Raw genomic sequence first — 24,667 nt, forward strand, 5'->3', positions numbered from 1 at the left:
GTGCCCCGCGGAGACTCACGTGCCGTGCCAGGTGCGCCACAGGGACGCGTACGGGCCGCCGGCCTCGAGGAGCTCGTCGTGGCTGCCCAGCTCGATGATCCGGCCGCCGTCCATGACCGCCACCCGGTCCGCGTCGTGCGACGTCTGGAGGCGATGGGCGATCGCGATGACCGTACGGTCGTGCAGCACCGCTGCCAGGGCCCGTTCCGCGCTGCGGGCAGCCGTCGGATCCAGCAATGCGGTCGCCTCGTCCAGGATCACGGTGTGCGGGTCGGCCAGCACCACCCGGGCCAGGGCGAGCTGCTGGGCCTGGCCGCCGCTGGGCGGGTCCACGCCGAGGTCGCGGTCGAGGTCGTCGGCCCAGTCGGCGCCGACCGTCTTCAGTGCCCGGCGCAGCACGTCGTCCGGGGCCGGCACCATCAGGTTCTGCCGCAGGGACTCGCGGAAGACGTGGTGTTCCTGCGTCACCAGCACCACCTGCCGGCGCAGCTCGTCCGGGGGCAGGTCGGCGATGGGCACGCCGCCGACGGTCACCGATCCGGCGTCCGGGCGGTCCACGCCGGCGATCAGGCGGGCCAGGGTCGACTTGCCGGCGCCGGAGAGGCCGACGATCGCGAGCCGCTCCCCCGGCCGTACGGTCAGGTCCACGTCGTGCAGGACGTCCTGGCCCGACTCGTACGCGTAGCGCACCGCCCGTACCTCGATCCGATCGCCGTCCGGCGCCCGGATCGCGCGGGTCCGGTCCGCGGGCACCGCGGCGAGTCCTTCGACGCGGGCGAACGACGCCGCGCTGCTCTGCAACTGCTCGATCCAGAGCGTGATGCTGTCGATCGGCCCGACGAGCTGGCGCAGGTACAGCACCGCCGCGGCGACCGTGCCGAGGGTGATCGAGCCGGCGAAGTACAGCGGGCCGCCGATCAGGAGCACCAGCACGACCGGCACCACGTACGACATCTCCACCACCGGGAAGAACACCGTCCGCAGGCCCAGCGTGGCCAGCCGGGTGCGCCGGGTCTCGGCGATCGCCGCGTGTCCCTTGACCAGCCGGCGCTCGCGCAGGTCGAAGGCCTCGATCGTGCGGGCGCCCGTGGTCGTGGCCGCGAGCTCGTCGGCCATCACCGAGTTGGCCGCGCCTTCACGGAGGTACGCGTCCCGGGCCCGGCGCAGGTACCAGCGGGTCACGAACCAGATGCCGGAGAACCCCAGCAGGCCCGCCACCCCGAGCGGCGGGCTGACCACCACCACCGCGGCGACGATCAGCAGCAGCTGCACGACGGCGATGAACACCTGCGGCAGCGAGTCCCGCAGGGTCGTGGCGACCGCGTCCACATCGGTCGTGCCGCGGGCGGTCAGGTCGCCGGCCGGTACCCGTTCGACCACCGCGGGCGGCAGGTCCAGCGACCGTTGCAGGAACTCCTCGCGGACCCGGGCGGCGGTGCGTTCGCCGAAGCGGTAGCCGACCGTGAGCGCGTACCGGGAAAGCAGCATCTGCGCGACAGCGCAGGCCAGCACCGCCAGGGCCAGCCGGTCGACCTGGCCGGCGCCGGACCCGGCGGTGACCGTGTCGATGATCCGGCCGAGCAGCCAGGGACCGCCCAGGCCGGCCAGCGCGGCCAGGGCGTTGAGGACGAGCATCAGCACGACGGTGCGGCGGTCGGCGGCCAGCAGCCGCCGGGCCGCCCGCGTGACCAGCCGCTGGTCCGCGATCGGCAGTGCGGCGCTCATGCCATCCCCTCCGCTGGCGCTCCGGGGATGACATTCGTCGGGCGCAGAGTTGATGATTCGCTCGCAAGCTCGCTCATGCCATCCCCTCCGCTGGCGCTCCGGGGATGACATTCGTCGGGCGCAGAGTTGATGATTCGCTCGCAAGCTCGCTCATGCCTCTTCCTCCCCGAAGACCCGGGCGACCAGCCGGACGTAGCCGGGCGCGGAGTGCAGCAGTTCCCGGTGCGATCCGCTGGCCGCCACCCGGCCGTCGACCAGGTAGTGCACGACGTCGGCCCGGTCCAGCAGCGCCGGTGAGGTGGTGGCGAGGACCGTGCCGCGGCCGGCCCGGGCGGCCCGGAGCCGTTCGGCGATCGCCGCCTCGGTGTGCGCGTCCACCGCCGAGGTCGGGTCGGCGGCCAGCAGCATCTCCGGCTGCTGGTAGAGCGCCCGGGCCAGCCGCACACGCTGGCGCTGGCCGCCGGAGAGGTTGCGGCCGCCCCACTCGACGGGATGGTCCGGCTCGCCGACGTCACGGGCCGCCGCGGCCTCGATCGATGCCCGGAAGCGTTCCTGCTCCGGGCTTTCGCGGCCGGCGACCACGTCGCGCAGCGGATCGGCGAACAGGTCGGCCTCGTGCTCGGCGAGCAGGATCCGCGCGCGCACCTCGTCGCGCGCGATGCTGTCGAGCCGGACGCCGCCCCAGGTCGCGTCGGTCGGGCCGTACCGGCCCAGCCGTTCCAGCACCGCGGCCGCGTCGGCCGGCCGGTCCGCCGCGAGCGCGGTCAGCCGGCCCGGCTCGGCCGAGACCCCGGACACCGGATCGTGCAGGACGGCGGGCCGGTCCGGGGCGGGCCGGCCCGTGGTGTCGTCCGGCGGCAGGCGCAGATAGGTGACCACGTGCCGGGCGGCGACCAGCCCGCGGGTGATGTCGAACCCGCAGAAGATCATGACGTTGACCGGGATGACCAGCATGGCCGTGTAGCCGTACACCGCGATCAGCTCGCCGGCCGTGAGCTCACCCGCGGCCGCCTGCCGCGCCGCCAGCCAGACCACCACGGCGAGGAAGACCCCGGGCAGGCCCTCACCGAACGCGCCGACCCAGCTGCTCGCCCGGCCCACCCGGTAACCGAGGTCGCGCAGGCCGGCGGAGTTGCTCCGGTACCGCGCCAGATGACCCTCCTTGCCGCCGAGGCCGTTGAGGATGCGCAGCCCGGTGAGCACGTCGACGAGCTGGGTGGCCAGCGCGCCCTGCCGCCGCCGGTACCGGGCCCCGGCCGCCTGCACCCGGACCAGCAACGGACCCACGGCCAGGGCGAGGACCGGCACGCCGGCCAGCACGACGACCGCCAGCAGCGGCGACGTGCGGAACAACAGGACCGCGACCACCGCGTACGCGAGCACGCTGGCCACCCCGACGCCGCCGACGTTCATCGCCCGCCCGATCGTCCACACGTCGGCGATCCCGATGGTGACCACCTCGCCGGAGGTGACCCGGCGGGGCAGGGCGGCGCCGAGCCGGGTCGCGTGGGTCAGCACCGCATCGGCGGTCCGCAGCGCGGCGGCCAGCCGCAGCTTGGTCATGGACCGGTGCCGCATGATGCCCAGCCCCGCACTGGACAGGCCGACGAGCAGGACCGCCGCCGTCCAGGCGAGCAGGGTGCCGGGCCGGCGCGGACCGAGACCACGGTCGATGGCCTGGGACAGCAGGAAGGGCGTGAACGCGAGGCTGGCGAACCAGAGCGAGCCGAACATGGCGCCGAGCAGAACCCGGCCTTTCAGTTGTCTGGCGAGCCACCAGAGGTAACGTGCGGGTCCCCGGATATCCACGGACCCCATGGTGCCCGGCGACAATAGGATGGTGGTCAGAGTTTCCGTCGTGGTACGCGTAGCGCTCGTCGTGCTGCTGCTCCTGGCCCTGCTCATCGCACTGGCGTGGCTGCTGCAACGGCGGCTGATCTACTTCCCGGACCGGTCCGCGCCGCCGCCCGCGGCCCAGGTGCTGGCCGGAGGTCAGGACGTCTCCCTGCGTACCGGTGACGGGTTGGACCTGGGCGCCTGGCTGGTCCGGCCCCCGCCGGGGACGACCGACCGGCGGGTGGGCGTGCTCGTGGCGCCCGGCAATGCCGGGAACAGGCTCGCCCGCGTGCCGCTCGCCGCGGCGCTGGCCGGCCGCGGTCTCACCGTGCTGCTCGTCGACTACCGCGGCTACGGCGGCAATCCCGGCAGCCCGACCGAGAAGGGCCTGGCCCAGGACGTCGACGCGGCCCGGGCCTACCTCGTCGACCGGGCCGGGATCCCCGCCGAGCGCCTGTACTACTTCGGCGAGAGCTTGGGCGCGGCGGTGGTGACGGCCCTGGCGACCCGGCAGCCGCCGGCCGGGCTGATCCTGCGGTCACCGTTCATCGACCTGCCGGCGGCTGGTCAGGAGCACTACCCGTTCCTTCCGGTACGGCTGCTCGCGCGCGACCGGTTCCCGGTGCGGGACCACATCGGCGGGATCACGGCACCGACGCTCGTCGTCTACGGAACGGCCGACTCCGTCGTCCCACCGGCGCAGAGCAGAGCTGTCGCTGACAGCGCGGCGGGACCGGTACGAGTTGTCGTGGTCGAGGGCGCGGACCACAACGATGCTTCGCTACTCGACGGGCGGCAGCTCATCGACGCCGTCACGGAACTGGCCGGCGGCAGCCCGTGACCGCGCGGGCGGTGGAGTTCTGGTTCGACCCGAGCTGCCCTTACACGTGGCTCACGTCGCGGTGGGTGGTCGAGGTCGCGACGGTACGGCCGCTCGCCGTCCGCTGGCACGTCATGAGCCTGTCGGTGCTCAACGAGGGACGCGAGGTCGACCCGGAAGGCGACCCCGGCGGATACCTGTGGGGGCCGGTACGGGTGTGCGCCGCGGTGGAACGCGGGCACGGGCAGGAGGCGCTGGCCCGCTTCTTCGCCGCGTACGGCACCCGGGTGCATGAGCGCGGCGAGTGGGGCGAGTTCCGGGGTGCGCTGGCCGATGCGGGACTGCCGCCGGACCTCGCCACGGTGGCGTGGACGCACGAGTACGACGAAGCCGTCCGGGCCTCGCACGCCGAGGGGATCTCGCTGGTCGGCGAGCACGTCGGCACCCCGGTGATCGCCACCGACGGCCCAGGCGGTGAGCGGATCGCGTTCTTCGGCCCGGTGATCTCCGAGGTGCCGCGCGGGGAGGCGGCCGGCCGGTTGTGGGACGGCGTTGTCCTCGTCGCCGCGACGCCCGGGTTCCACGAACTGAAAGGGCCGCCGCTCAGCCCACCGTGAAGGTTGACGTGTACGGCTCGCGGATCGGCACGCCCGCGGCTCCGGTGCTGCTCACCTGCGCGACCGTGATCGTGTACGAACCGGCCGTCAGCGGGGTCGACGGCGTCCACACCAACGTCCCCGGCGTGGTCTCGGCCACCGTGCCCGGCACCGCGCCGCCCGGGCCGGTGACCGTCACCGAGCCGGTGTAGTCGGCGCCGGCCGGCTGGATGTCGCGCTGGAACACGATCGTCGCCGCGGTCGCGGTCGTGGTGGTGGTCACGACCAGCGGATCACGCCAGTACTGGACGGCCAGGTGGGTGTCCGGCACGCCGGGCTCGCCCCACGCGGTGGAGGTGTCGTCGACCAGCATGGTCCGGGTGATGCCACCGTCCACTGTGACGTTGCGATTGTTGGTGCCGGTGATCGATCCCCACTCCTCGACGGTCTCCCAGCTGCCACGGGTGTACTTGTACTGGATGTCGGTGCCGTCCAGCACGGTGATGGTGGCCTCCCAGATCCCGTCGCCGCGGTTGGTCATCGCCTGCTTGGCGGGATCCCACGGGCCCAGCTGGGCGATGTTGCCCGGCACGTACAGCGTCGCGTCCGCCGGCGTGCCCGCCGGGGCGCGCACGCGGAACGTGACATCGACGGGCCGGACCGGGACGCTCAGGGAGGCCGGCAGGCTCGCGCTGCTGCCGTCGGGATTGCGGTACGCGAGCCGGGCGACGACATTCGCGGTACGCGGTGACGGGCCCACCGGCGTGACGTCGTACGTGACGGTGAAGGTGGCACCGGGCGCGAGCGACGCCGCAGTGACCGGCGTCCGCGGGGTGATCACCCAGCCCGAAGGCGCGGTCACCGTGGCCGCGAGCGCGCTGATCGCCCCCGGCCCCGCATTGCGCGCGGTCGTCACCAGCCGGCTGGTCGCACCCGACTGCAGCCCGTCCGGTGCGGTGAAGGTCAGGTCGACGGCGGGCTGCTGCGCCACGGTGAGCGGGCGGCCGTCGTGGGTGACGGTCACCGACCGGGTGCCCGCCGTGGCCGGTACCTCCACGGTGAGCAGGCGCTTGCCGGTGTCGTAGGTGAACCGTGCGGGACGCCCGGCGACGGTGACGACGTGCGGGCGCGAGACGCCGGCGAACTCGACCGAGTAGCGGCGGGCGGCCGGAGCACCCGGGTAGGTGCCGGCGACCGGGCCGACGGTGAGGGCCGAGCGGCGGCCTTCGTCGTAGCGCACCGGGATCCGGGCGTGCTGCCCGCTGCGGTAGCCGAGGCCCTCGCCCGCGTCGTCGTACACAGTGGTGCGGCCTGACGCGTGCGGGTAGACGGTGAGCCGGAGGCGGTCGCGGGCCTGCCCGGCCACGTTGGCGGCCGGGTGTGCTCCGGCCACGATGCCGCCGGCGCGGGCGTACACCGGCATGTGGTCCGGGGTCGCGGCGACCGTACGGGTGGCCGGCCCGGGGAACGTCTCCCCGGTGAAGATGTCGGTCCACGTGCCGGGCGGGAACCACACCGGCGCGGTGGTGCTCAGCCCCGGCGCGGTCACCGGCGCGACCAGCAGCGAATCGCCGAGCAGGTACTGGGTGTCGTGCCGGTACGCCTCGCCGAGCTCGGGCCAGTCGAGGTACAGCGCCCGGGCCATCGGCAGTCCGGTGTCGTAGGTCTGCCGCGCCGCCGTGTACAGGTACGGCACCAGCGACTCGCGCAGGCGCAGGAAGTCCTCGGCCGGCTCGCCGACCGTGTCCGCGTACTCCCAGGGCAGCCGGTCGCCGTGGTCGGAGTGCAGCCGCAGGATCGGCTGGAACGCGCCCAGCTGCACCCACCGCAGGTAGAGGTCGTCGGGCAGGTGCTTGCCGGCGAAGCTGCCGATGTCGTGGCTGACGTACGACACCCCGATGCTGGCCTCGGCCGGGGTCATCGCCGCGGCGAACCGCAGGGTCTCCCAGTCCGGCCGGGTGTCGCCGGTGAAGTGCACGGTGCTGCGGTGCTCGGCCCACGGGCCGGACGGGCCGGGCGTCGTGTACGCCGGGAAGGAAGCCCCGATCCGCGACAGCGAGAAACCCCGCAGCCCGCGTGCCTCCCCGTCGCGCCGGTACAGCTCGTTGACCCAGCTGTCAGCGGTGACACCGGGCGTGCCCACTGTGCTGTCGTCGCAGCAGTAGTCCAGCCACCACTGGCGTACGCCCTGATTCTCGAAGGGTTTGTGCAGCTGGGTCCAGGCCGCGGCCTGGTCCGGATCGGTCCAGTCGAAGCGGTACGGGTTCGGCGCGAAGCTGCTCGCCGCCGGCGTGAGCTTGCCCTTCGCGGTGGCCTGCGCGTCGGCGAAACGCGGGTCGTCGCCGGAGATGGCGGCGTGCACGTTCAGGGTCGCGGCGATGCCCCGGCGGTCCAGGCCGTCGAGGAACTCGTCAGGTTTCGGGAAGAGCTCGGTGTTCCAGTTCCAGCCGGCCCACTGGTTCGGCGCCTTCCAGTCCGTGTCGAGCACCAGCGAGTCGAGCGGCACGTCGTGCTCGCGGAAGGCGGGCAGCAGCCGCTCCTCGTAGTCCTCGGCGCTGTAGGCCTGGTACTTGGAGAACCAGGTGCCGAACGCCCACTTCGGCGGAAGCAGCGACGGCCCGGTGAGCGTGCGGAGGTCGGCCAGCCCGTGCCGGTAGTCGTGGCCGTAACCGAACAGATAGCCGTCCTGGTAGGCGCCGGTGCGCGCCGGCCGCGCGGCGACCCAGTCCTGACCGGTACGCACCGCGGTGCGGGTGTCGTCGAGCAGATACCAGCCGCTGCGGTTGAGCATGCCCGGGTGCAGGATCAGCTGGTCGACCGGCCCGGCCTGCCCCTCGTAGTAGTCCATGCCCCGGTACCAGCCTCCGAGCGCGTCGTCCCGCGCGGGCGAGCCGAACTCCGGATGCACGCTGGTCGTCCGCCGGCCGACCCGCAGCTCCATCGTGGTGTTCGCCGCTGACACCGGGCCGCTGCCGAGCCGATAGCGCAAGGTCACCGCGGCGGTACGCACCCGCAGCTCACCGCCCCGCGTCGAGGCGGTGAACCAGGTACGCCCGGGATCGCGGTTGACGGCGTTGAAGGTCGGACGGTTCTCGAAAGCGTCGTCGGCCGCGTACTCCAGCCGCAGCAGGGAGGGAGTGAGCACCTGCACGCGCAGGTGACCGGCCCGGACAGTCTGCCCGCGGACCTCCGGCGCCCGGGGCGCGGCGAGCGCGGTGCCGGGAGTGGCCACCAGGAGCAACAAGAAGGCGAGAAGGCCCGCGAAACGGGTGCCACCGACATGCCGGGACATGGCCGACCCCCTGATCACGTAACGAGCACGTCACACAGTGCAGCGAACTCTGCGCCGGGGAGGCAGCGGTGTCAATAGGCCGACGTCGATCAGACCGTACGGCCCTCGAGGTGGTGGCCCGCTCGTATCCGCGGGGCGCCGGTCGCCGACAGGATGAGCACTCCGGTGTGCGGCGGGGTCAGCTCGTCGACGTCGCGGTCGTAGCGCTGGATCCGGGCCACGGTGACGGTCACGGGCTCGCCGGTCTCGCGTACCCGGAGGAACCGGCTGCCCGGCCGGACCCGGCCCCCGACGCAGCGGACGACCACCGGGAGTCCGTCCGCCACGGCCGGGCAGACCTCCTCGATCCGGACCTCCACCTCGCCGTTGAGCTGACAGCGGGCCAGTCGCCACAACTCCTCGAAGCCCTCGGCCGCCATCTCCTGCGGGTCCGCCCCGACCCCGCGCTCCTCGACGTGGTCCACCGCGGCAAGGTAGGTCCCGTCGTCCGCGCGCATCTCGATGTGGCGCAGCACTTTCCCGTCGGCGCCCAGCTCGTCGTACGTCCACCGGGCCGCGTCCCGGTCGGCCCGGCGGCGCTTGCGTTCCGGCCGGCGCTCCGGCCAGTACGAGCGGACGTAGGTCACCACGCGCCCAGTCTGCCCCAGCGGGGCTACGGCAGGCAGCTCGCGCCGGGGATGCCGGTGGAGAGCTCGGTGCCCGCCTTGCTCACCACGTTGACCGAGTTGATGTCGCCGATGTACGCCACCTTCCCGGCCGCCTCGCACAGTTCCTTGCCGGTCGCGGTGTCCTCGTCGTCCAGCTCGGTGGCGATCACCACGGTCGTGCACTGCCCTTCCACGATCACGTCGGAGACGTCGGAGCTGCCCAGGTGCTTCCGGACCGTGGCCGCGACGTCGCCGCAGTCCCCCTCGGCCGGTGCGGTCGTCGCCTGCGCCGGGGGCGGGGCCTTGTCGGCGGCCTGCTCCGCAGCGCCGCCGCAGCCGGACAGGACAGTGACGCCGCCGAGGATCAGGGCCGTGAGCGCTGACGTGCGCTGGAGTGTGGTCACGTGTTCGGATCCCGTCCCGCTAGTTGAATAGAGTAAAGCTCTACTGAATATAGCCGGAGCGCCGCCGTGGCGTCGATTGATCGTCAGGTGCCAATTTCGGGCTGAGGGTTCCGTCGATGGCGATCGTCACGCAGAATGACTCCGGGGACACTATGAGTGAAAATGTCTTGCCGACGCAGGTGCTGACCGAGATCGACAGTTCGGTCCGTGAGACTCGCCTGAAAGGTGTGGGCGAGCTGGAGCGGCTCGCGAACGGGTCCGATCTCGCCATGGCAGCTGCCGCCCGGCGTACGTTGATGCGGCTGACCCAGGAGGACAGTCGCAGCATCGCCGCTGCCGCTGCCGCCGCCCTGGAGCGGACCGCCTTGCGGCTCAATCCGGATCAGGTCCACTTCGGCCGGGTCGCACCGGGAACGCCCCGGCTGGTCGCGGAGGTCCTCGTCGAAGGACCGCCGCTGGCCGCCGCGGCCGCCGTCACCGTCTCCGGGCCAGGGTTGCGAGCCGTGCTGAACGGCCGCCGGTTGCGGATCGGCTGGCTGCCCGCGTCGGACTGGCTCGACGGCACCGTCACCGTGCGTGGTCCCGCCGGTTGGGCCGATGTCCAGGTCACCGGCCAGGTCACCGCACCCGCACCGATGTCGCGGAGTGAGGTCGAGGAGCAGTTCGAGCCCGCCGAGGTTCCCGGTGCGACGCGCGTGACCGTGCTGTCCACGCCGCCCGCCCGTCGGCAGCGGCGGGCACCGGTCCTGCTCGCCGCGCTGGCCGCTGGAGTGCTGCTCGGCGGCGCGGGCGTCGCTGTGGCGCTGAGCCGAGGGGAGGAGCCCGTCCCCACGCCGGCGCTCGCGCTGGCGCCGACCACCGCGGAGGCGACAGCGCCGGCCGCTGAGAATGCCGCGCCCGGGCCGACCGGGGTGGCGCGGGTACCGCTGGCGCTGAGCGTTTCCAGCCTGGCCAAGCCGACGATGGTGGGCACGATCCGGGTCGGCGACGAGCCGGAGGGCGTCGTGGTCTCGCCCGACAACCGTACGGTCTACATCGCCAACCAGAGCTCCCGCATCCTCTCCGTGCTGGACGTGGCCAGCGAGCGGGTGACCTCCGTACGGCTGCGCAACACCCCTCGATTCGTCGCCACGTCCCGCGACGGGCGCCTCGTCTTCGTCTCGATGTACGAGGACGACAAGACCGGCAGCGGGGTCGCCGTGGTGGACGCCGCGAGCCGCAAGGTGCTGCGGTACATGAACACCGGCGTGCAGCCGTACACGTTGGCGGTCGGTCCCGACGGGCGCGTCTGGGTGCCGATCCACAGTGAGCGGCGGGTGGAGATCTACGGCGCCGACGGGATGCGGGCCCGGGGCGAGGTGCTGGTGCCGCCCAACCCGCACGCCGTCGCCTTCTCCGGGCCGCTCAAGCGCGCGTTCACCCCGAACCACGAGTCGAACGCGGTCGCGATCATCGACATGCGCAACGACCGGCTGGTCAAGTCGGTGCCGGTCAGCAAGGCACCGCACAGCATCGCCGTCTCCCCGGACGGCAAGACCGTGCTGGTCGCCGGGTACGAGGCGGACGCCGCCGACCTGATCGACGCGGCCACTCTGCGGCGCATCGGGCCGTTCAAGGTCGGCAAGCAGCCGCAGAGCGTGGCCTTCGCCACCGACGGCGAGCACGCGTACGTGGTCAACGAGGGTGGGAACTCGGTGTCCGTGCTGGACGGTCACACCGGCGCGGTGACCGCCACCGTCCGGGTCGGGCGCAGTCCGCGGACGATCGCGGTGTCACCCGACGGCCGGATGGCGTACGTGTCCAACGGCGACGACGACACCATCTCCGTGCTGCGGACCGCGTCGTGACGGGCGCCGGCTGGGCCGCCCTGGCCATCGCCGTCTTCGGTGCCATCTGTTACGCCGCCGGCTCGATCCTGCAGGCCGTCGGGGCCCGGCGCAGCACCACCACCGTCCGCGCCCTCGGCCACCCGCTGTATCTGATCGGCGTCGGCCTGGACATCCTGTCCTTCGTCGGGTCGATGGTCGCGCTGCGCGAGCTGGCGGTCTACCTGGTCGAGTCGGTGCTGGCCAGCTCGCTGGCGATCACCGTGGTGGCCGCCCGGATCTTCCTCAAGGCCCGGCTGCGCACCCGCGACGTCGTGGCTGTCGTGGTCTCGGTCGGCGCGCTGACCGTGCTGGCCATGTCGGCCGGGCCGCAGGAGGAGGTCGCCGCGTCGGGCGGCCTGCGGTGGGCGCTCTGCTCGGCCGCCCTCGGCATCGCCGTGATCGGCTGGGGCACGGCCCGGATCAGCGGCTCACCCGGCGCCGTCGCGGCCCTGGCCGGGCTCTCGCTGGGCGGGGCGGCGCTGGCCGGCCGGGCGCTGCCGATGCCCGCGCACGGGATGGAGAACCCGGGCGGCATGGCCCTGGGTATCGCCACCGAACCACTGATCTGGGCGCTGCTGGTGTTCGCGATCGGCGGCATGTTGCTCTACACCCACGCGTTGCAGCACGGCGCGGTCGGGCCGGTCACGGCTGTGCTGTGGATCGCCGAGGTCATCGCGCCCTCCGCCGTCGCGCTGCTGGTCATGGGCGACGCCGTACGCCCGGGCTGGGAACTGCCGGCCCTACTGGCCGGCCTCGTCACCGTCGGGGCCGCCGTGCTGCTGGCCGGCGCTTCGGGACACGAGCAGACCGCGCAGCCGCCGGAGGCCATCGAGGCCGCCCCGGTGCCGCTCGCCATCGCCGCCGCCGCGCAGCCCGCGCAGCCCGCGCCGAAGCCGCACGCCGAACGGGTCATCTGGTGGGGAGCACCACCGATCTGGAAGCCGCCGCAGCGGGCCCAGGCGGCGCTCGCCACGCAGCCGATGGCCCAGCTGGGCTGGCACCCGCCCCCGCGGGTGGCTCCGATCTGGACCCAGCCGCAGCGCCCCGACGGCGACGCTGTCCCGGCGCGCCCCGCGGAGCCCGCCGGGCCCCGGCAGCGCCCCTGGTACGACCTGGACCAGCCGGCCGAGACGGAGGTCCCGGTCACGAGGCGATGGTGACCACCCGCGCCCAGGTGGGCGGGCGGGACGGCACGTACTCGGAGGCCTCGTCCCACGACTCCGCCTGGCGGCCCCGGCGGAACAGGCCGACCACCGTCCGGCACGCCGGCTGCGCCACCGGCCACGGGGTCTGCCCGTCGGTCAGGATCACGACGACGTCCGGCCTCGGCGTCGTGCGCAACGCCCGGGAGAAGCCGGCGCGCATGTCCGTACCGCCGCCGCCGAGCAGCGGGATGCCCTCGGCCCGGCACAACGTGTGCACCACCCGGGGTGCCGCGTCGCACGGCAGCACGGTGACCAGGTCGCGTCGGCCACCCACGGCATGACCGATCGCCGCGACCTCGAGGACGGCGCTGCCCAGCTCGGCGTCGCTGACCGAGCCGGACGTGTCGATGACCACGGACACCCGCGGCGGCCGGCGGCGCAGGCTGGGCAGGACGACGCCGGGCAGGCCGGCGGACCGGCGCGCCGGACGCCCGTACGAGTAGTCGTCACCCGCCCCGGAGCTCGCGGCGGCCGACCGGATGGCCGCCCCCAGCAGGTCCCGCCACGGCTGCGGGGGATGCAACGCCTCCTGCGCCCACCGCCGCCAGCCCTTCGAGACGTCACCCGGCCGGCCGTTGATGCCCTGCGCCACCCGGAAGCGCACCGCGTCCTGTTCCTGCTCGGTGAGACCGTCGGCGCCCTCCGGTCCCAGCTCCCACTCCCGGTCCAGCCCGTCGGCCCCACTGCCGCAGTCGAGCCACATCAGGTCCCGGCTGTACGACCGCAGCTGCACGCTGTGCAGGTAGTCCTCCATCAGCTCGTCCTCGGGCAGGTGCAGCAGCCGGGGCAGGACGACGCCGGCCGGCCGGGCCAGCCCGTCGCCGTACACGTCGTCGTTGATCTCGAAGTCGGCGGCGATGTTCATCCGCAGCCGCTCCCCCGGCCCGCTCAGGCCGTGCTTCGCGGCGTACCGGTCGCTGCGGCCGTGATGGTCACGCAGCAGGTGGGCGACCTCGTGCACCCACACCCCGGCCAGCTCCTCGACCGGGGTCCGGGCGACGAACGTCGGCGAGACGTAGCACCGCCAGTACCGGTCGACGGCCATCGTGGGCACCCGCGGCGACTCCACCGTGTGCAGGGCGAACAACGCGGTGGCCAGGTACGGCCGGGCCCGGACGGCCTGCAACCGGGCGGCGAACAGTTTGTCGCGGTCCAGCTTCATCGGCCGCTCCCCGCCGCGGCCACGACGCGGGCACCGGCCCGGTCCGCCCGCCGCGACAGCGCGACCGCTCCGGCCAGGCGGTCGATCGCCGCCGGCACGTCCCAGCCGTCCTGGCGCAGGGCCGCCAGCGCACTGGCGGGCACGACCACCAGGTCCGGCGGTCCGGTCTCCAGGGCGCGGACCATGACGGCCCACGCCGCGTCCCAGCGCTGCCGGTCCGGCCGCTTGCGCAGCGCCTCGACCACTCCGTCGAGGACGATCTGGCGCAGGTCTCCGCGCTCGGGCAGCGGAGCCGCGGCCGGGTCGGCCAGCAGCGTCTCGGGGTCGGGCAGGTCCATCCGGTCCAGGAAGGCCAGCAGTTCCAGCCCGGGTCCGTCCCCGACCGTGCCGCGGACCAGCATGGACAGCACCTCGCGGGAAGTGCCCGCGGCAGTGGCGAAGGCCGTGAGCGACAGGGCCATCTCCCAGCTCCGCGGCGAGGGCCACGGGCCGCCGCGCCGAGGCTCGTTGGCCGGCAGCTTGTGCACCAGGGCGGGCCGTACGCCGAGGAACCCGCACACCGCCCGGCGGGCGAACGTCACGGCCTCGGCCAGCCGCCGCGGATCGAGTTCGGGCAGGGCGGCCCGCGGCCACGTCCCGCCAAGGCCCCGGACGACGACGTCGTGGTCGTGCAGCCACTGGAGATGCACGAAACGGTTGGCCAGCGGCGGACTCAGCTCCCAGCCGTCGGCCGCCGAGGATCGCGGGTTGGCGGCGGCGACGATCCGTACCCCCGGCGGCAGTTTCAGGGCGCCGACCCGGCGCTCCAGCACCAGCCGCAGCAGCGCGGCCTGCACCGCCGGCGGCGCGGTCGAGAGCTCGTCCAGGAAGAGCAGGCCACGGCCCTCGCGGACCAGGCGCACGGCCCAGTCCGGCGGGGCCATCGGGACACCCTGCACGGCCGGATCATCACCGACCACGGGCAGCCCGGAGAAGTCGGACGGCTCGTGCACGCTGGCGATCACCGTGGTCAGGGGCAGATCAAGGGAGGTGGCGAGCTGCTGCAGGGCCGCGGTCTTGCCGATCCCCGGCTCACCCCACAGCAGTACGGGCAGATCGGCGGCCACGGCCAGGGTCAGCGCCTCCAGCTGCGGGTCGCGGCGGGGCTCGGTGGTCGTGTCGCGCAGTAACGCCAGCAGGTCGGCGGCGGTGTCCAGGGCGGAGTTCCGGGCAGCGGAAGACATGGTGATCACCTTGGGTGGAAGAGAGGTGGAAGAGAGAAGGAACGGGTGAGGTCAGCGGGCGCCGGCCAGACGCGGATGGCCGCGATGCCGGCTGCGCTGCTCGCGACAGGTCGACAGCGGTCCGCGCCCGGTCAGCCCGGCCCGGAACAGTCCGTGGGTGATCCGCCGCAGGACGGCGGTCTCGAGTTCGTCGCGCAGGCCACCGCCGCGCAGGACCGCCTCCGGCCCCAGCAGCGACTCGACGACGGCCAGAGCCCCGGCGGCGTCGCCGTGATCGAGGCGGGCGCGGACGTCGGCGAGCTCCGCCGGGCCGCGGTGCGCCTCGTCGATGGCCTCCAGGCAGGCCACCGGGGTGCCGGTCAGAGCGGCCAGCAACTCCTCGCGGCGGATCTCGTCCGGGCTGTGGTCCAGCGGGGCCAGCACCCCGTCCACGAGAGCGATCCGGTGGGTGGCGCCCCGGCACTCCACCAGGCGGGGACCGGCTCCGGGCTGCGGTGCTGGGGCCGTACCCCGGGGATGGGCCGGAGCGAGCGCGGCCGCGACCAGCGGATGCAACCGGTCCGGCTCGATCAGCCCGTGCCGCAGCAACGCCCGATCGGGCAGCTCCCAGGTCGCCGCGTCCGGCAGCACCGGCAACGCAGCCGCCCAGCCCCACCCCGGATACGGCGACACCGTGAGTGCGCTTGTCCCGGAGAGCTCCAGCAGCAGCCGCCGCCGGCCGCCGAACCGTACGGTCACCGCACCGCTGCTCCGCCCCTCCGAGCGCAGCAGAATCGCCGCCTCGGCCGCCCAGCGGGCCTCCCGATCCACGATGGACCGCTCGCAGAGCTCACCGGCCCGGCTCGCGTCCCACAGGTGGCGGTGCAGATCCAGCCGGAACCGCCGGTCAGGACGCGGACCGCCCGGACCGGCCCGGTCCCACAGCGCGAGGCTGCACCGCTGCCCGGCGTTCGCCCAGGCCGGCGGGGTACGCACGACGAGATGCAGGCCGTCGTAGCGGGCCAGGGAGATCGTCAGACCGGGCCGCAGCAACCCGTCCGGGGCGATCCTCGGCAGATGCCAGCGCAGCAGGTCAGGAGCGAGATTCCGCAGATCGGCCCGGATCCGGGCGGCGAGCTCCGCGCCCCGGGTACGGGCCAGCAGCCGCAGGTTGAACTCGACATCGATCCGGGCCGCCGCACACGCCGCCGCCCAGTCGTGCTCGGCCCGGCGGGCGGTCGCAGCCTCGATCATCGAAGGCGGCACGGCGAACTCGCGCACGCGCAGCCAGAGGGACAGACGGGATTCTCCGTCCGCGTTCCGTGAGGGCATCAGCACTCACCTTTGGCGGACAGGACCCCCAATCGCACACACGAGGTATTCATCGCCGGGGACCGTACCACCGCGTCGCTCGCGGTGAGAAGGCATTTTCAGGCGGCGAAGGCCTCGATCGCGGCCGCGAGGCGGTCGACGGTCAGGGGGCGTTGCAGGTCGTCGAGCGTACGGGCCAGCGCCGGCAGCGCCTGCTCGTCGTCGGCCAGGGCGACCGCCACGAAATCGTGGTCCGGCAGCATCAGCAGGGCCGCGCGGGAACCGGGCAGGCGCCCGTTGAGGTACATCTGGCCGGACGGTCCCAAAGCCCAGCCGAGGCCGTACCGCATCGGGTCCTCGGGGGTGGTCCGCGCGCGGCGCAGCTGCTCCAGCAGCGGCTGGTCGGCAAGGATCCGCTCGCCGAGTGTCAACAGGTCGGCGACTGTGGACGAGAGGCCACCGCTGGGTCGGCGCCCGCGCGGGTAGTCCGGCGTGGCGAAGCGGGTGTGCGCGAGCCCCCACGGTTCCCGCACGAACCGGTCGACGGCCTGCTCGTCCGTCGATCCGCTGACCGCCGCGAGGAGCGCTCCGGCCAGGAAGTAGTTACCGTTGTAGTAGCTCCAGCGTGTGCCCGGCGCGCGGTCGCTGCCGGCCCGGACCACCAGTCCGGCCGCCTCCAGCAGGGCGTCGGAGCCGTCGCCGAGGGCAACCACGCGGACGCCGGCGCGGGAGACGCCCGTCGCGGCTCGGCTCACGATCGGCAGCGGCGCTCGACGGCTTGCACGAAGTGGCCGGTGGCTTCGGGGATCACGTCGGTGAAGTAGGACGGCTCGAACACTTCGACCTCGAGGATCAGCGGGTCGCGGCCCTGCTGCGAGGCGATGTCGACGCGGGCGTAGAGCGGCAGTCCGGCGTCCTCGCCATAACCCTTGCGGGCCGCGATGCCGGCGATGGCGGCGACCGTCCGGCGGCCCAGCTCGATCTCCTCGGCGGACGGGTCCGCGCGAGTGATGACCTCGGTGTATTCGCCGCCCAGATACCCGCCGCCCGGGGCCAGGAGGGGGCCCTTGTGGCAGGCGTAGGCGAACTCGCCGTTGAGGAAGAACAGGGCGTTCTCGCCGTGCTCGATCACCGATTCCACAGCCGGCTGGATCATCGCTGTCTTGCCCGAGGCGATGATGTGGGCCGCCAGCTTGGCCGCCCGGGGATCGTCCGGCTGGAACAGGCCGGTGTCGCGGGCGCCGGCCGAGACCGACGGCTTGACCACCACCCGGCTGTCGGCCAGCGCGGCGATCGCGGCCTCGGCCTCGGCGGGTGTCGTGCCGAACGTGTACGGCACGCACGGCACGTCCAGCGCGCGGAAGTCATCGAGGTAGCGCTTGTCGATGTTCCAGCGGATCAGCTCGGGCGCGTTGAGGATGCGGGTACGCCCCGCCGTACGGTCCAGCCAGGCGGTGAACTCCGCGTACCGCTCGGGGTAGTCCCACGGTGAGCGGATGACCAGCAGGTCGAAGGCCGCCCAGTCGACCGCCGGGTCGTGCCAGCGCGGGGCGGTGGCCCGGAAGCCCGCCTCGGTCAGGCCGCGCAGCAGCACGGCGGTGTCCGGGTCGTGCTGCTTGACCAGCTCGGTGTCGGTGGTGACCAGGCCGATGGTGATGGTCATCGCGGGCCTCAGTTGAAGCCGGCGACGGGCCGGGGCGCGTAACCGCGTTCGAGCAGCGCCACCTCGTCGTCGGTGAGGGTCAGCTCCAGGGCGGCGACCGCGTCGTCGAGGTGGTGCGGTTCGGTCGCGCCCACGATCGGTGCCGTCACGGCCGGGTTGCTGGCCACCCAGGCCAGGGCGACCTGCGCCCGCGGGACTCCGCGCCTCTCCGCGACCGTGGCCACGGCGTCGACGATCTGCCGGTCGTTGTCCTCGGCGCCCGCGTACAGGGTCTTGCCGAATTCGTCCGTGCCGGAGCGGGTGGTGTCCTGCTGCCAGGGCCGGGTCAGCTTGCCGCGGGCCAGCGGGCTCCACGGGATCACCGCGACGCCCTGGTCCAGGCAAAGCGGCAGCATCTCCCGTTCCTCCTCGCGGTAGAGCAGGTTGTAGTGGTTCTGCATGGACGCGAACCGGGTCCAGCCGTGCCGGTCGGCCAGGTACAGCGCCTGGGCGAACTGCCACGCCCACATCGACGAGGCGCCGAGGTAGCGGACCTTGCCCGCCTTGACCAGGTCGTGCAGCGCCTCGAGGGTCTCCTCGATCGGGGTGCCGGGGTCCAGGCGGTGGATCTGGTAGAGGTCGACGTAGTCGGTGCCGAGCCGGCGCAGGCTGTTGTCGATCTCGGTCATGATGTGCTTGCGGGACAGGCCGGCGCCGTTCGGGCCCGGGCGCATCCGGCCGTGGACCTTGGTCGCGATCACCACGTCGTCCCGGTCGGCGAAGTCCTTCAGCGCGCGCCCGAGGATCTCCTCGCTGGTGCCGTCGGAGTAGACGTTGGCCGTGTCGAAGAACGTGACACCCAGGTCCAGCGCCTGCCGGATGAACGGCCGGGCCTGCTCCTCGGGCAGTGACCACGGGTGGTTGCCGCGGTCGGGGGCGCCGTAGCTCATCGCGCCGAGGCAGAGGCGGGAGACCCGCAGGCCGGTCGAGCCGAAGTTCACGTAGTCCACTGGTGCATTCTCCGGTGATCGGCCGCCGGGTCAAGCACGCATGACGGTGGCGATCGGGATGCCGGCGGCCCGCAGCGCCGGGATGAAACCGCCGAGGATGCCGGCGACCAGACCCGCGATGATGCCGGCGATGCCGGCCTCCCACGGGAACTGCAGGTCCTGCAGGAACGGCTCGGAGTCGCCGAACAGCATCGAGACGGCCCGCAGGCCGGCCGCGCTGAGCCCGATCGCCACGGCCGCGGTGAACAGGCCGGTGAGCAACGTCTCAGCAAGCACGATGCCGGCCAGCAGCATCCGCGGGGTGCCGACCGCCCGGCGCAGGGCGAACTCCTCGACCCGTTCCCCCACGGTGGCCAGGCCGACGTTGAGGATGCCGGCCACGCCGATGAGCAGCACCAGGCTGGCCATCGCGAGGAAGACCAGGCGCAGCAGCTTGAGCTGGCTCTCCATCTGCTTCTTGGCGTCGACGGTCTCGACCCAGGTCTCCGAGCCGATGGCCTTGAGCTTGGTGCTGAGCACCTGCTCGACCGGGCTGCCCGGCGACACCAGCACCTGCATCTCGCCGCCGGCGTTCGGGTCGGCCGCGGTGCCGCCCGGCAGCCACGTGGTCAGCTCGTCGAGGCGGACGTACGCGCGCGGCTGGATGTCACCGTCGTCGACCACGCCGACGAATTGCGGGGTGATGTTGGCGGACGCGCCGGGGATCCGCATCTCGGCGGGCACCTTGTACCGCTCGAAGCCCTTCGCGGCCTCCCGGTTGACGATGATCCGCGGCGCCATCGACGGCACCGAGCTGAACTCGAGCCACTCGCCGGTACGCGGGCGCAGCGGCCGGAACGGGCGCACGTCACCGGTCATGGCGGTCAGCCGGACCTCGACCGCCTGGCCCTTGGGCTGGGCGTCGGCCGGCTCGCAGGGCCCGTTGCCGTAGCAGACCATGCCACCGCCCCAGTCCTCGTCGAACGGCGAGGCGCCCGGATTGACCGGCGCGACGTTCGGCTCGCCGATGATCGCCTGGAGGCCGAGCATGGCCACCGCGTCGGTGCGGCCGTCCACCGTGTCGAGCACGATGTCGGTGGCCTTGGGCTGCATCGGCAGGTTGATGATGGTGGTGCCGTCGACGGCCGAGGTGAGCTCGATGTCCGACAGCAGCGCCTTGTCCGCGATGCTGGCGCCGGCCTGCACGACGACAACGGCGAGCACGCCGAGGAAGAGGCTCACCATCGACAGCAGGGTGCGCATCTTGCGGGCGCGGATGCCCTGCAGGCCGATGATCAGCGCCGACCGGAACCGGCCGGAGAGCCGCCTCACGCGCTCACCCGCTCGGTGAGGACGCCGTCGACCAGGTCCAGCGTGCGGCCCATCCGGGCGGCGTGGTCCCGGTCGTGGGTGACCAGCACCAGGCCGCAGCCCCGCGTGGTCGCGGCGAGCAGGGCGTCGATCACCGCGGTGCCGGTCTCGGTGTCCAGGGCGCCGGTCGGCTCGTCGGCCAGCAGCACCACCGGGTCGCGGACCAGGGCCCGGGCGATCGCCACCCGCTGCTGCTCACCGCCGGACATCCGGGCCGGGCGGTTCTTGGCCAGGTGGGCGATGCCGACCTGGTCGAGGGCCTGCAGGACGCGGGCCCGGCGTTCCCGCCGGGGCAGCCAGCCCTGGCCGTTGACCAGCGCCATGGATACGTTCTGGGCCGCGGTCAGGTGCTTGAGGAGGAAGAAGCGCTGGAACACGAAGCCGAAGTGGGAGCTGCGCAGCTTCGCGGCCTTGCGCTCGGGCAGCCGGCTGATGTCCTGGCCGGCGAGCAGGTAGCTGCCCGCGTCCGGGCGGTCGAACAGGCCCAGGACGCTGAGCAGGGTGCTCTTGCCGGAGCCGGACCGGCCGACGATGGCCACGCTCTCGCCGGAATGCACGGTCAGGTCGACGCCGTCGAGGATGGTGCGCGGCTGCTGCTGGCCCTTGAGGACCTTGGTGATGCCGGTGAGCTCGATCAGCGCGGTCATCCCACGGCCCCGGAGGGCTGGTCGCCGGGGTTCGGGTTCTCGGGAGCGGCGGGCAGGTTGGGGCCGGGGATCGCCACGGTCTCGTCGCCCTTGAGGCCCTTCTTGATCTCCACGACCTTGCCGTCGGTGAGGCCCAGCACCACGTCGACGGTCTTGCGGACCCGATCCGCCCCGACCACGTCGACCTTGCCCTTGCCCTGGGTGCCGGCGACCGCCTCGACCGGCAGCACCAGCACGTCGCTGGCCTTGCCGGTGACCATCTCCAGGGTCACCGCGGCGCCGTTGATGAGCTTGATGCCTTTGCTGGCGGTGCAGACCAGCCGCAGGCCGGTCGGCTCGGAACCTTCGCCGCCGCCCGCGGGCGGCTGCTCGGGCTGCGCGGCGGGCTCGCCGGTGGCGCCCGGGGACGGCGTGGCCGGCGGCGGCTCGGGGATGGTCCCGGCCGGCAGGGCGGCGATGGTGCCGAGCGGCTTGCAGGGGAACGGTCCCGGCCCGTTCTTGATCTGGCCCTGGACGGATTTCGCCGAGCCGGAGATCCGGTACGCCAGCGCGCTGTCGATGTCCGCGACGACCGCATACCCGGCGCGCTTGGCGGAGATCACCGGCATCCCCGCGGTGACCGTGGTCCGGTCGTCGAGCAGCCGGCCGGCCAGGATGGAGTTCTTGGGCATGAGCACCTTGTGCGGCGTGCCGTGGTCCCAGACCGTGGCCACCCAGGTCGCCTGGGTGCTGGCCGTGGTCGAGGGCTGCCGCTGCACGTAGCGCAGCTCCCCGTCGGCCGGCGCGACGATGCCGTAGACCGGGTTGATCGCCACCTTGCCGCTGAGGCTGATCTTGTTGGTGAGGTCCTGGCGGGTCGGCTGGACCGTGGTCAGCACGGTGCCGCGGGGCTCCAGTCCGGGAGTCTCGGCCTCGTCGGACGACCCGGAGCAGCCGGCCAGCGCCGCCACGACCGACATTCCCACGAGCGCGCGGGGCAGGAGCCTGCGTCCGTCCACCGGTTCCCCTTAGCTGTTCGAGCCGATCCTCGGCACATCGATAGCCGTCCAGAGATGATCTCCGATCCGAACGGCGCTCGCAGACGGTACATCGGCTTGGCAAGGGAGCGAGATGCACCGGATTGTCGGGCCGGCGCGGACGCCCGGATCGCGCTGCGGAAACGGGTTCAACAACGCTCACCCGCGCCGGATTGCGTAGTTGCGCGTGGGTGCGCGCTCCTGATTCCGTTTCGGTCTTGCAAAATCCCTCGGATTCCCTTGTCTTTAGGTCTTCGGCTATGTCAAGGTCCACCTCTTCGTGTGGGGGCTGTCACAAGCCCCGGGGCGGGAGGTCCGATTTCCGTGAGCACCGACCTACCGGTCCTGCGCAACTTCATCGGCGGGTCCGGCTCGGACACCGCCGACGGCGTGACGTCAGCGGTCGTCGACCCGTGCACCGGTGACGCGTACGCGTACGCCCCGGTCTCCTCCGCCGGCGATGTCGCCGAGGCGATGCAGGCCGCGGAGGCCGGCTTCGAGGTGTGGCGGGACAGCACACCGGCCGAACGGCAGCGCGCCCTGTTGCGCATCGCCGACGCCGTCGAGGCTCGGGCCGACGAGATCATCGCCGCCGAATGCCGCAACACCGGCAAACCGGTCGAGGCCACCCGACAGGAGGAGATGGCACCGCTGCTGGACGAGCTGCGCTTCTTCGCCGGCGCCGCCCGGATGCTGGAGGGCAAGTCCGCCGGGGAGTACCTGCGCGACCACACCTCGTGGGTCCGGCGGGAGCCGATCGGCGTCTGCGCCCAGGTGACGCCGTGGAACTATCCGATGGTCATGGCCGTGTGGAAGTTCGCCCCGGCGATCGCGGCCGGCAACGCGGTGGTGCTCAAGCCCTCCGACACCACGCCGGTCAGCACCCTGCTGCTCGCCGAGATCGCCGCCGAGTTCCTGCCGCCGGGCGTGCTGAACGTCGTCTGCGGTGACCGCGACACCGGCCGCGCGCTGGTGGTGCACCCCACCCCGCAGCTCGTCTCGATCACCGGCTCCACCCGGGCCGGTATGGAGGTCGCCGCCGCGGCCGCCGCCGACCTCAAGAAGGTCCACCTGGAGCTGGGCGGCAAGGCTCCGGTCATCGTCTTCGACGACGTCGACCTGGAAGCGACCGCCGCCGCCGTGGCCGGCGCCGGCTACTTCAACGCCGGGCAGGACTGCACCGCCGCCACCCGCGTGCTGGTGCACGCCCGGGTCGCGGCCGACTTCACCGACGCCCTGGCCGCCGCGGCCAGGGACACCAAGGTCGGCGGCCCGGCCGACCCGGACGCCTACTTCGGGCCGGTCAACAACGTCGCCCAGCTGGACCGGGTGCGCGGCTTCCTGGACCGCACGCCCGACCACGCCCGGGTGGTCGCCGGCGGACGGCGCATCGGTGACCGCGGGTACTTCGTCGAGCCGACCGTCGTGGCCGGACTGCGCCAGCGCGACGAGATGATCCAGGACGAGATCTTCGGCCCGGTCATCACGGTGCAGGAGTTCGACTCCGAGGACGGCGCCGTGCGCTGGGCCAACGACGTGCGCTTCGGCCTGAGCGCCAGCGTCTGGACCCGCGACCACGGCCGGGCGATGCGGGTGTCGCGCCGGCTGAACTTCGGCGCGGTGTGGATCAACACCCATCTGCCGTTCGTGTCGGAGATGCCGCACGGTGGCTACGGCCACTCCGGTTACGGCAAGGACCTGTCCATGTACGGCTTCGAGGAATACACCCGGATCAAGCACGTGATGAGCAATCTGGCCTGAAGAGGTATGAATGACCACTGCTGTTGACGAGGACCCCGGCCGGCCGGCCATCGAGCTCGCCGGCGTGCACAAGGACTACCTGTCGCACGGCGAGACGGTGCAGGCCGTCCGCCGGCTGGACCTGAGCATCGCCCAGGGCGAGTTCTTCTCCCTGCTGGGCCCGTCGGGCTGCGGCAAGACCACCACGATGCGGATGATCGCCGGCTTCGAGGAGCCCACCGGCGGCACCGTGTTCCTGGACGGCCGGGACGTCACCCGCGTCTCGCCCAACAAGCGCGACGTCAACATGGTGTTCCAGTCGTACGCGTTGTTCCCGCACCTGAACGCGTACCAGAACGTGGCTTTCGGGTTGGAGCGCAAGAAGGTCGACAAGGCCGAGATCCGCCGCCGGTGCGGCGAGATCATGGAGATCGTCTCGCTGACCGGCATGGAGAAGCGGGCCCCGCGGGAGATGTCCGGCGGCCAGCAACAGCGGGTGGCGCTGGCCCGGGCGCTGGTCAACCGGCCGCGGGCGCTGCTGCTCGACGAGCCGCTGGGCGCGCTGGACCTCAAGCTGCGCCAGCAGATGCAGGTCGAGCTCAAGCGCATCCAGCGCGAGGTGGGCATCACCTTCGTCTACGTGACGCACGACCAGGGCGAGGCGCTGACCATGTCGGACCGCATCGCGGTCATGGACGCGGGCCGCATCGACCAGCTCGGCTCACCGCGCGAGATCTACGAACGGCCGGCGACCCGCTTCGTGGCCGGCTTCATCGGCACCTCGAACCTGCTCGACGGCACGGTGGAGAGCATCGCCGGCGACGTCGCCCTGCTGAGCTACGGCGAGGGCGAGCGGGTGCTGGTCCCGGTGAGCGGGGCCATGGAGGCCGGCGACGACCTCGAGGTCTCCGTGCGGCCGGAGAAGATCGACCTGTCCCAGGAAGCCCCCGCCGGGACCGGCACCAGCGTGCTCACCGGCGTGGTGACCGAGGTCGTCTACCACGGCACCTCGACCAACTACACGGTCAAGACCTCGGCCGGCCCCGACCTGGTCATCTTCGATCAGAACGCCTACTCCGCCGAGGACCTCGCCGGCCCCGGCGACCGCGTGTACCTCAGCTGGAGCCCTCAGCACTCTTACCCGATCGGAGTCTGATCGTGCAGTCGAACCTCCCCGACCCCTCCCTGATCCGC

The 24,667-nt window shown here is 72.8% G+C and carries 20 protein-coding genes; 6 read left to right on the plus strand and 14 right to left on the minus strand.

Features of this window, described 5'->3' with window-relative positions; all coding sequences use genetic code 11:
* Window positions 1–15: 15 nt before the first annotated feature.
* Together ACZ6S4_RS21915 and ACZ6S4_RS21920 are read right to left on the minus strand one after the other, a co-directional pair.
* A complete protein-coding gene (locus ACZ6S4_RS21915) occupies window positions 16–1,725 on the minus strand; it encodes an ABC transporter ATP-binding protein (RefSeq protein ID WP_465476703.1) in 1,710 nt (569 codons plus the stop codon).
* A gap of 150 nt (window positions 1,726–1,875) precedes the next feature.
* Entirely contained in the window at window positions 1,876–3,459 is a 1,584-nt protein-coding gene (locus tag ACZ6S4_RS21920) for an ABC transporter transmembrane domain-containing protein (protein ID WP_465476704.1), read from the minus strand.
* Window positions 3,460–3,583: 124 nt separating this feature from the next.
* On the opposite strand from ACZ6S4_RS21920, the gene ACZ6S4_RS21925 reads away from it, so the two are divergent.
* Both ACZ6S4_RS21925 and ACZ6S4_RS21930 read left to right on the plus strand, forming a co-directional pair.
* Complete coding sequence (locus ACZ6S4_RS21925; RefSeq protein ID WP_465476705.1) at window positions 3,584–4,402, plus strand: alpha/beta hydrolase; 819 nt, start codon at window positions 3,584–3,586, stop codon at window positions 4,400–4,402.
* Window positions 4,399–4,998 carry a mycothiol-dependent nitroreductase Rv2466c family protein gene (locus tag ACZ6S4_RS21930; RefSeq protein WP_465476706.1) on the plus strand — a complete coding sequence of 200 codons (600 nt, stop codon included), beginning with the start codon at window positions 4,399–4,401 and terminating at the stop codon, window positions 4,996–4,998. Before ACZ6S4_RS21925 ends, ACZ6S4_RS21930 begins: the two co-directional genes overlap by 4 nt.
* On the opposite strand, the gene ACZ6S4_RS21935 is transcribed toward ACZ6S4_RS21930, so the two are convergent.
* The 3 genes from ACZ6S4_RS21935 to ACZ6S4_RS21945 form a co-directional block, all read right to left on the minus strand.
* On the minus strand, window positions 4,985–8,269 hold the full coding sequence (locus tag ACZ6S4_RS21935) for a TIM-barrel domain-containing protein (RefSeq protein ID WP_465476707.1): 3,285 nt from the start codon (window positions 8,267–8,269) through the stop codon (window positions 4,985–4,987). The two genes, ACZ6S4_RS21930 and ACZ6S4_RS21935, sit on opposite strands and share 14 nt — an antisense overlap.
* Window positions 8,270–8,358: 89 nt before the next feature.
* Window positions 8,359–8,898, minus strand: a complete 540-nt coding sequence (locus tag ACZ6S4_RS21940; protein WP_465476708.1) for a hypothetical protein — start codon at window positions 8,896–8,898, stop codon at window positions 8,359–8,361.
* A gap of 23 nt (window positions 8,899–8,921) precedes the next feature.
* Window positions 8,922–9,320, minus strand: a complete 399-nt coding sequence (locus tag ACZ6S4_RS21945; RefSeq protein ID WP_465476709.1) for a hypothetical protein — start codon at window positions 9,318–9,320, stop codon at window positions 8,922–8,924.
* A 152-nt stretch (window positions 9,321–9,472) separates the two neighbouring features.
* Here ACZ6S4_RS21945 and ACZ6S4_RS21950 point away from each other — a divergent pair, with 152 nt between their 5' ends.
* Complete coding sequence (locus ACZ6S4_RS21950) at window positions 9,473–11,167, plus strand: YVTN family beta-propeller repeat protein (RefSeq protein ID WP_465476710.1); 1,695 nt, start codon at window positions 9,473–9,475, stop codon at window positions 11,165–11,167.
* On the plus strand, window positions 11,164–12,348 hold the full coding sequence (locus ACZ6S4_RS21955) for a hypothetical protein (protein ID WP_465476711.1): 1,185 nt from the start codon (window positions 11,164–11,166) through the stop codon (window positions 12,346–12,348). The genes ACZ6S4_RS21950 and ACZ6S4_RS21955 overlap by 4 nt, the downstream gene beginning before the upstream one ends.
* On the opposite strand, the gene ACZ6S4_RS21960 is transcribed toward ACZ6S4_RS21955, so the two are convergent.
* From ACZ6S4_RS21960 to ACZ6S4_RS22000, 9 genes are all read right to left on the minus strand, one after another.
* Window positions 12,332–13,555 (minus strand): vWA domain-containing protein, encoded by a 1,224-nt coding sequence (locus ACZ6S4_RS21960; RefSeq protein WP_465476712.1) that lies wholly within the window; start codon window positions 13,553–13,555, stop codon window positions 12,332–12,334. The two genes, ACZ6S4_RS21955 and ACZ6S4_RS21960, sit on opposite strands and share 17 nt — an antisense overlap.
* Window positions 13,552–14,778: an AAA family ATPase gene (locus tag ACZ6S4_RS21965; protein ID WP_465476713.1), complete on the minus strand. Its 1,227-nt coding sequence runs from the start codon at window positions 14,776–14,778 to the stop codon at window positions 13,552–13,554. The genes ACZ6S4_RS21960 and ACZ6S4_RS21965 overlap by 4 nt, the downstream gene beginning before the upstream one ends.
* Window positions 14,779–14,829: 51 nt before the next feature.
* Complete coding sequence (locus ACZ6S4_RS21970; RefSeq protein WP_465476714.1) at window positions 14,830–16,089, minus strand: hypothetical protein; 1,260 nt, start codon at window positions 16,087–16,089, stop codon at window positions 14,830–14,832.
* A gap of 98 nt (window positions 16,090–16,187) precedes the next feature.
* Window positions 16,188–16,823 carry a serine hydrolase domain-containing protein gene (locus tag ACZ6S4_RS21975; RefSeq protein WP_465476715.1) on the minus strand — a complete coding sequence of 212 codons (636 nt, stop codon included), beginning with the start codon at window positions 16,821–16,823 and terminating at the stop codon, window positions 16,188–16,190.
* Window positions 16,820–17,731 carry an ATP-grasp domain-containing protein gene (locus ACZ6S4_RS21980; RefSeq protein WP_465476716.1) on the minus strand — a complete coding sequence of 304 codons (912 nt, stop codon included), beginning with the start codon at window positions 17,729–17,731 and terminating at the stop codon, window positions 16,820–16,822. Before ACZ6S4_RS21980 ends, ACZ6S4_RS21975 begins: the two co-directional genes overlap by 4 nt.
* Window positions 17,732–17,739: 8 nt before the next feature.
* Window positions 17,740–18,720, minus strand: a complete 981-nt coding sequence (locus tag ACZ6S4_RS21985; protein ID WP_465476717.1) for an aldo/keto reductase — start codon at window positions 18,718–18,720, stop codon at window positions 17,740–17,742.
* A 30-nt stretch (window positions 18,721–18,750) separates the two neighbouring features.
* Window positions 18,751–20,031: an ABC transporter permease gene (locus ACZ6S4_RS21990; protein WP_465476718.1), complete on the minus strand. Its 1,281-nt coding sequence runs from the start codon at window positions 20,029–20,031 to the stop codon at window positions 18,751–18,753.
* Window positions 20,028–20,717, minus strand: a complete 690-nt coding sequence (locus tag ACZ6S4_RS21995; RefSeq protein ID WP_465476719.1) for an ABC transporter ATP-binding protein — start codon at window positions 20,715–20,717, stop codon at window positions 20,028–20,030. The genes ACZ6S4_RS21990 and ACZ6S4_RS21995 overlap by 4 nt, the downstream gene beginning before the upstream one ends.
* Window positions 20,714–21,715: an efflux RND transporter periplasmic adaptor subunit gene (locus tag ACZ6S4_RS22000; protein WP_465476720.1), complete on the minus strand. Its 1,002-nt coding sequence runs from the start codon at window positions 21,713–21,715 to the stop codon at window positions 20,714–20,716. The genes ACZ6S4_RS21995 and ACZ6S4_RS22000 overlap by 4 nt, the downstream gene beginning before the upstream one ends.
* 342 nt (window positions 21,716–22,057) lie before the next feature.
* Here ACZ6S4_RS22000 and ACZ6S4_RS22005 point away from each other — a divergent pair, with 342 nt between their 5' ends.
* Both ACZ6S4_RS22005 and ACZ6S4_RS22010 read left to right on the plus strand, forming a co-directional pair.
* Window positions 22,058–23,494 carry a gamma-aminobutyraldehyde dehydrogenase gene (locus tag ACZ6S4_RS22005; RefSeq protein ID WP_465476721.1) on the plus strand — a complete coding sequence of 479 codons (1,437 nt, stop codon included), beginning with the start codon at window positions 22,058–22,060 and terminating at the stop codon, window positions 23,492–23,494.
* 10 nt (window positions 23,495–23,504) lie between these two features.
* Window positions 23,505–24,629, plus strand: coding sequence for an ABC transporter ATP-binding protein (locus ACZ6S4_RS22010; RefSeq protein ID WP_465476722.1), 1,125 nt, complete (start codon window positions 23,505–23,507; stop codon window positions 24,627–24,629).
* The last annotated feature ends 38 nt before the right edge of the window (window positions 24,630–24,667 follow it).

The sequence above is a fragment of the Actinoplanes sp. NPDC051405 genome (assembly GCF_055586185.1).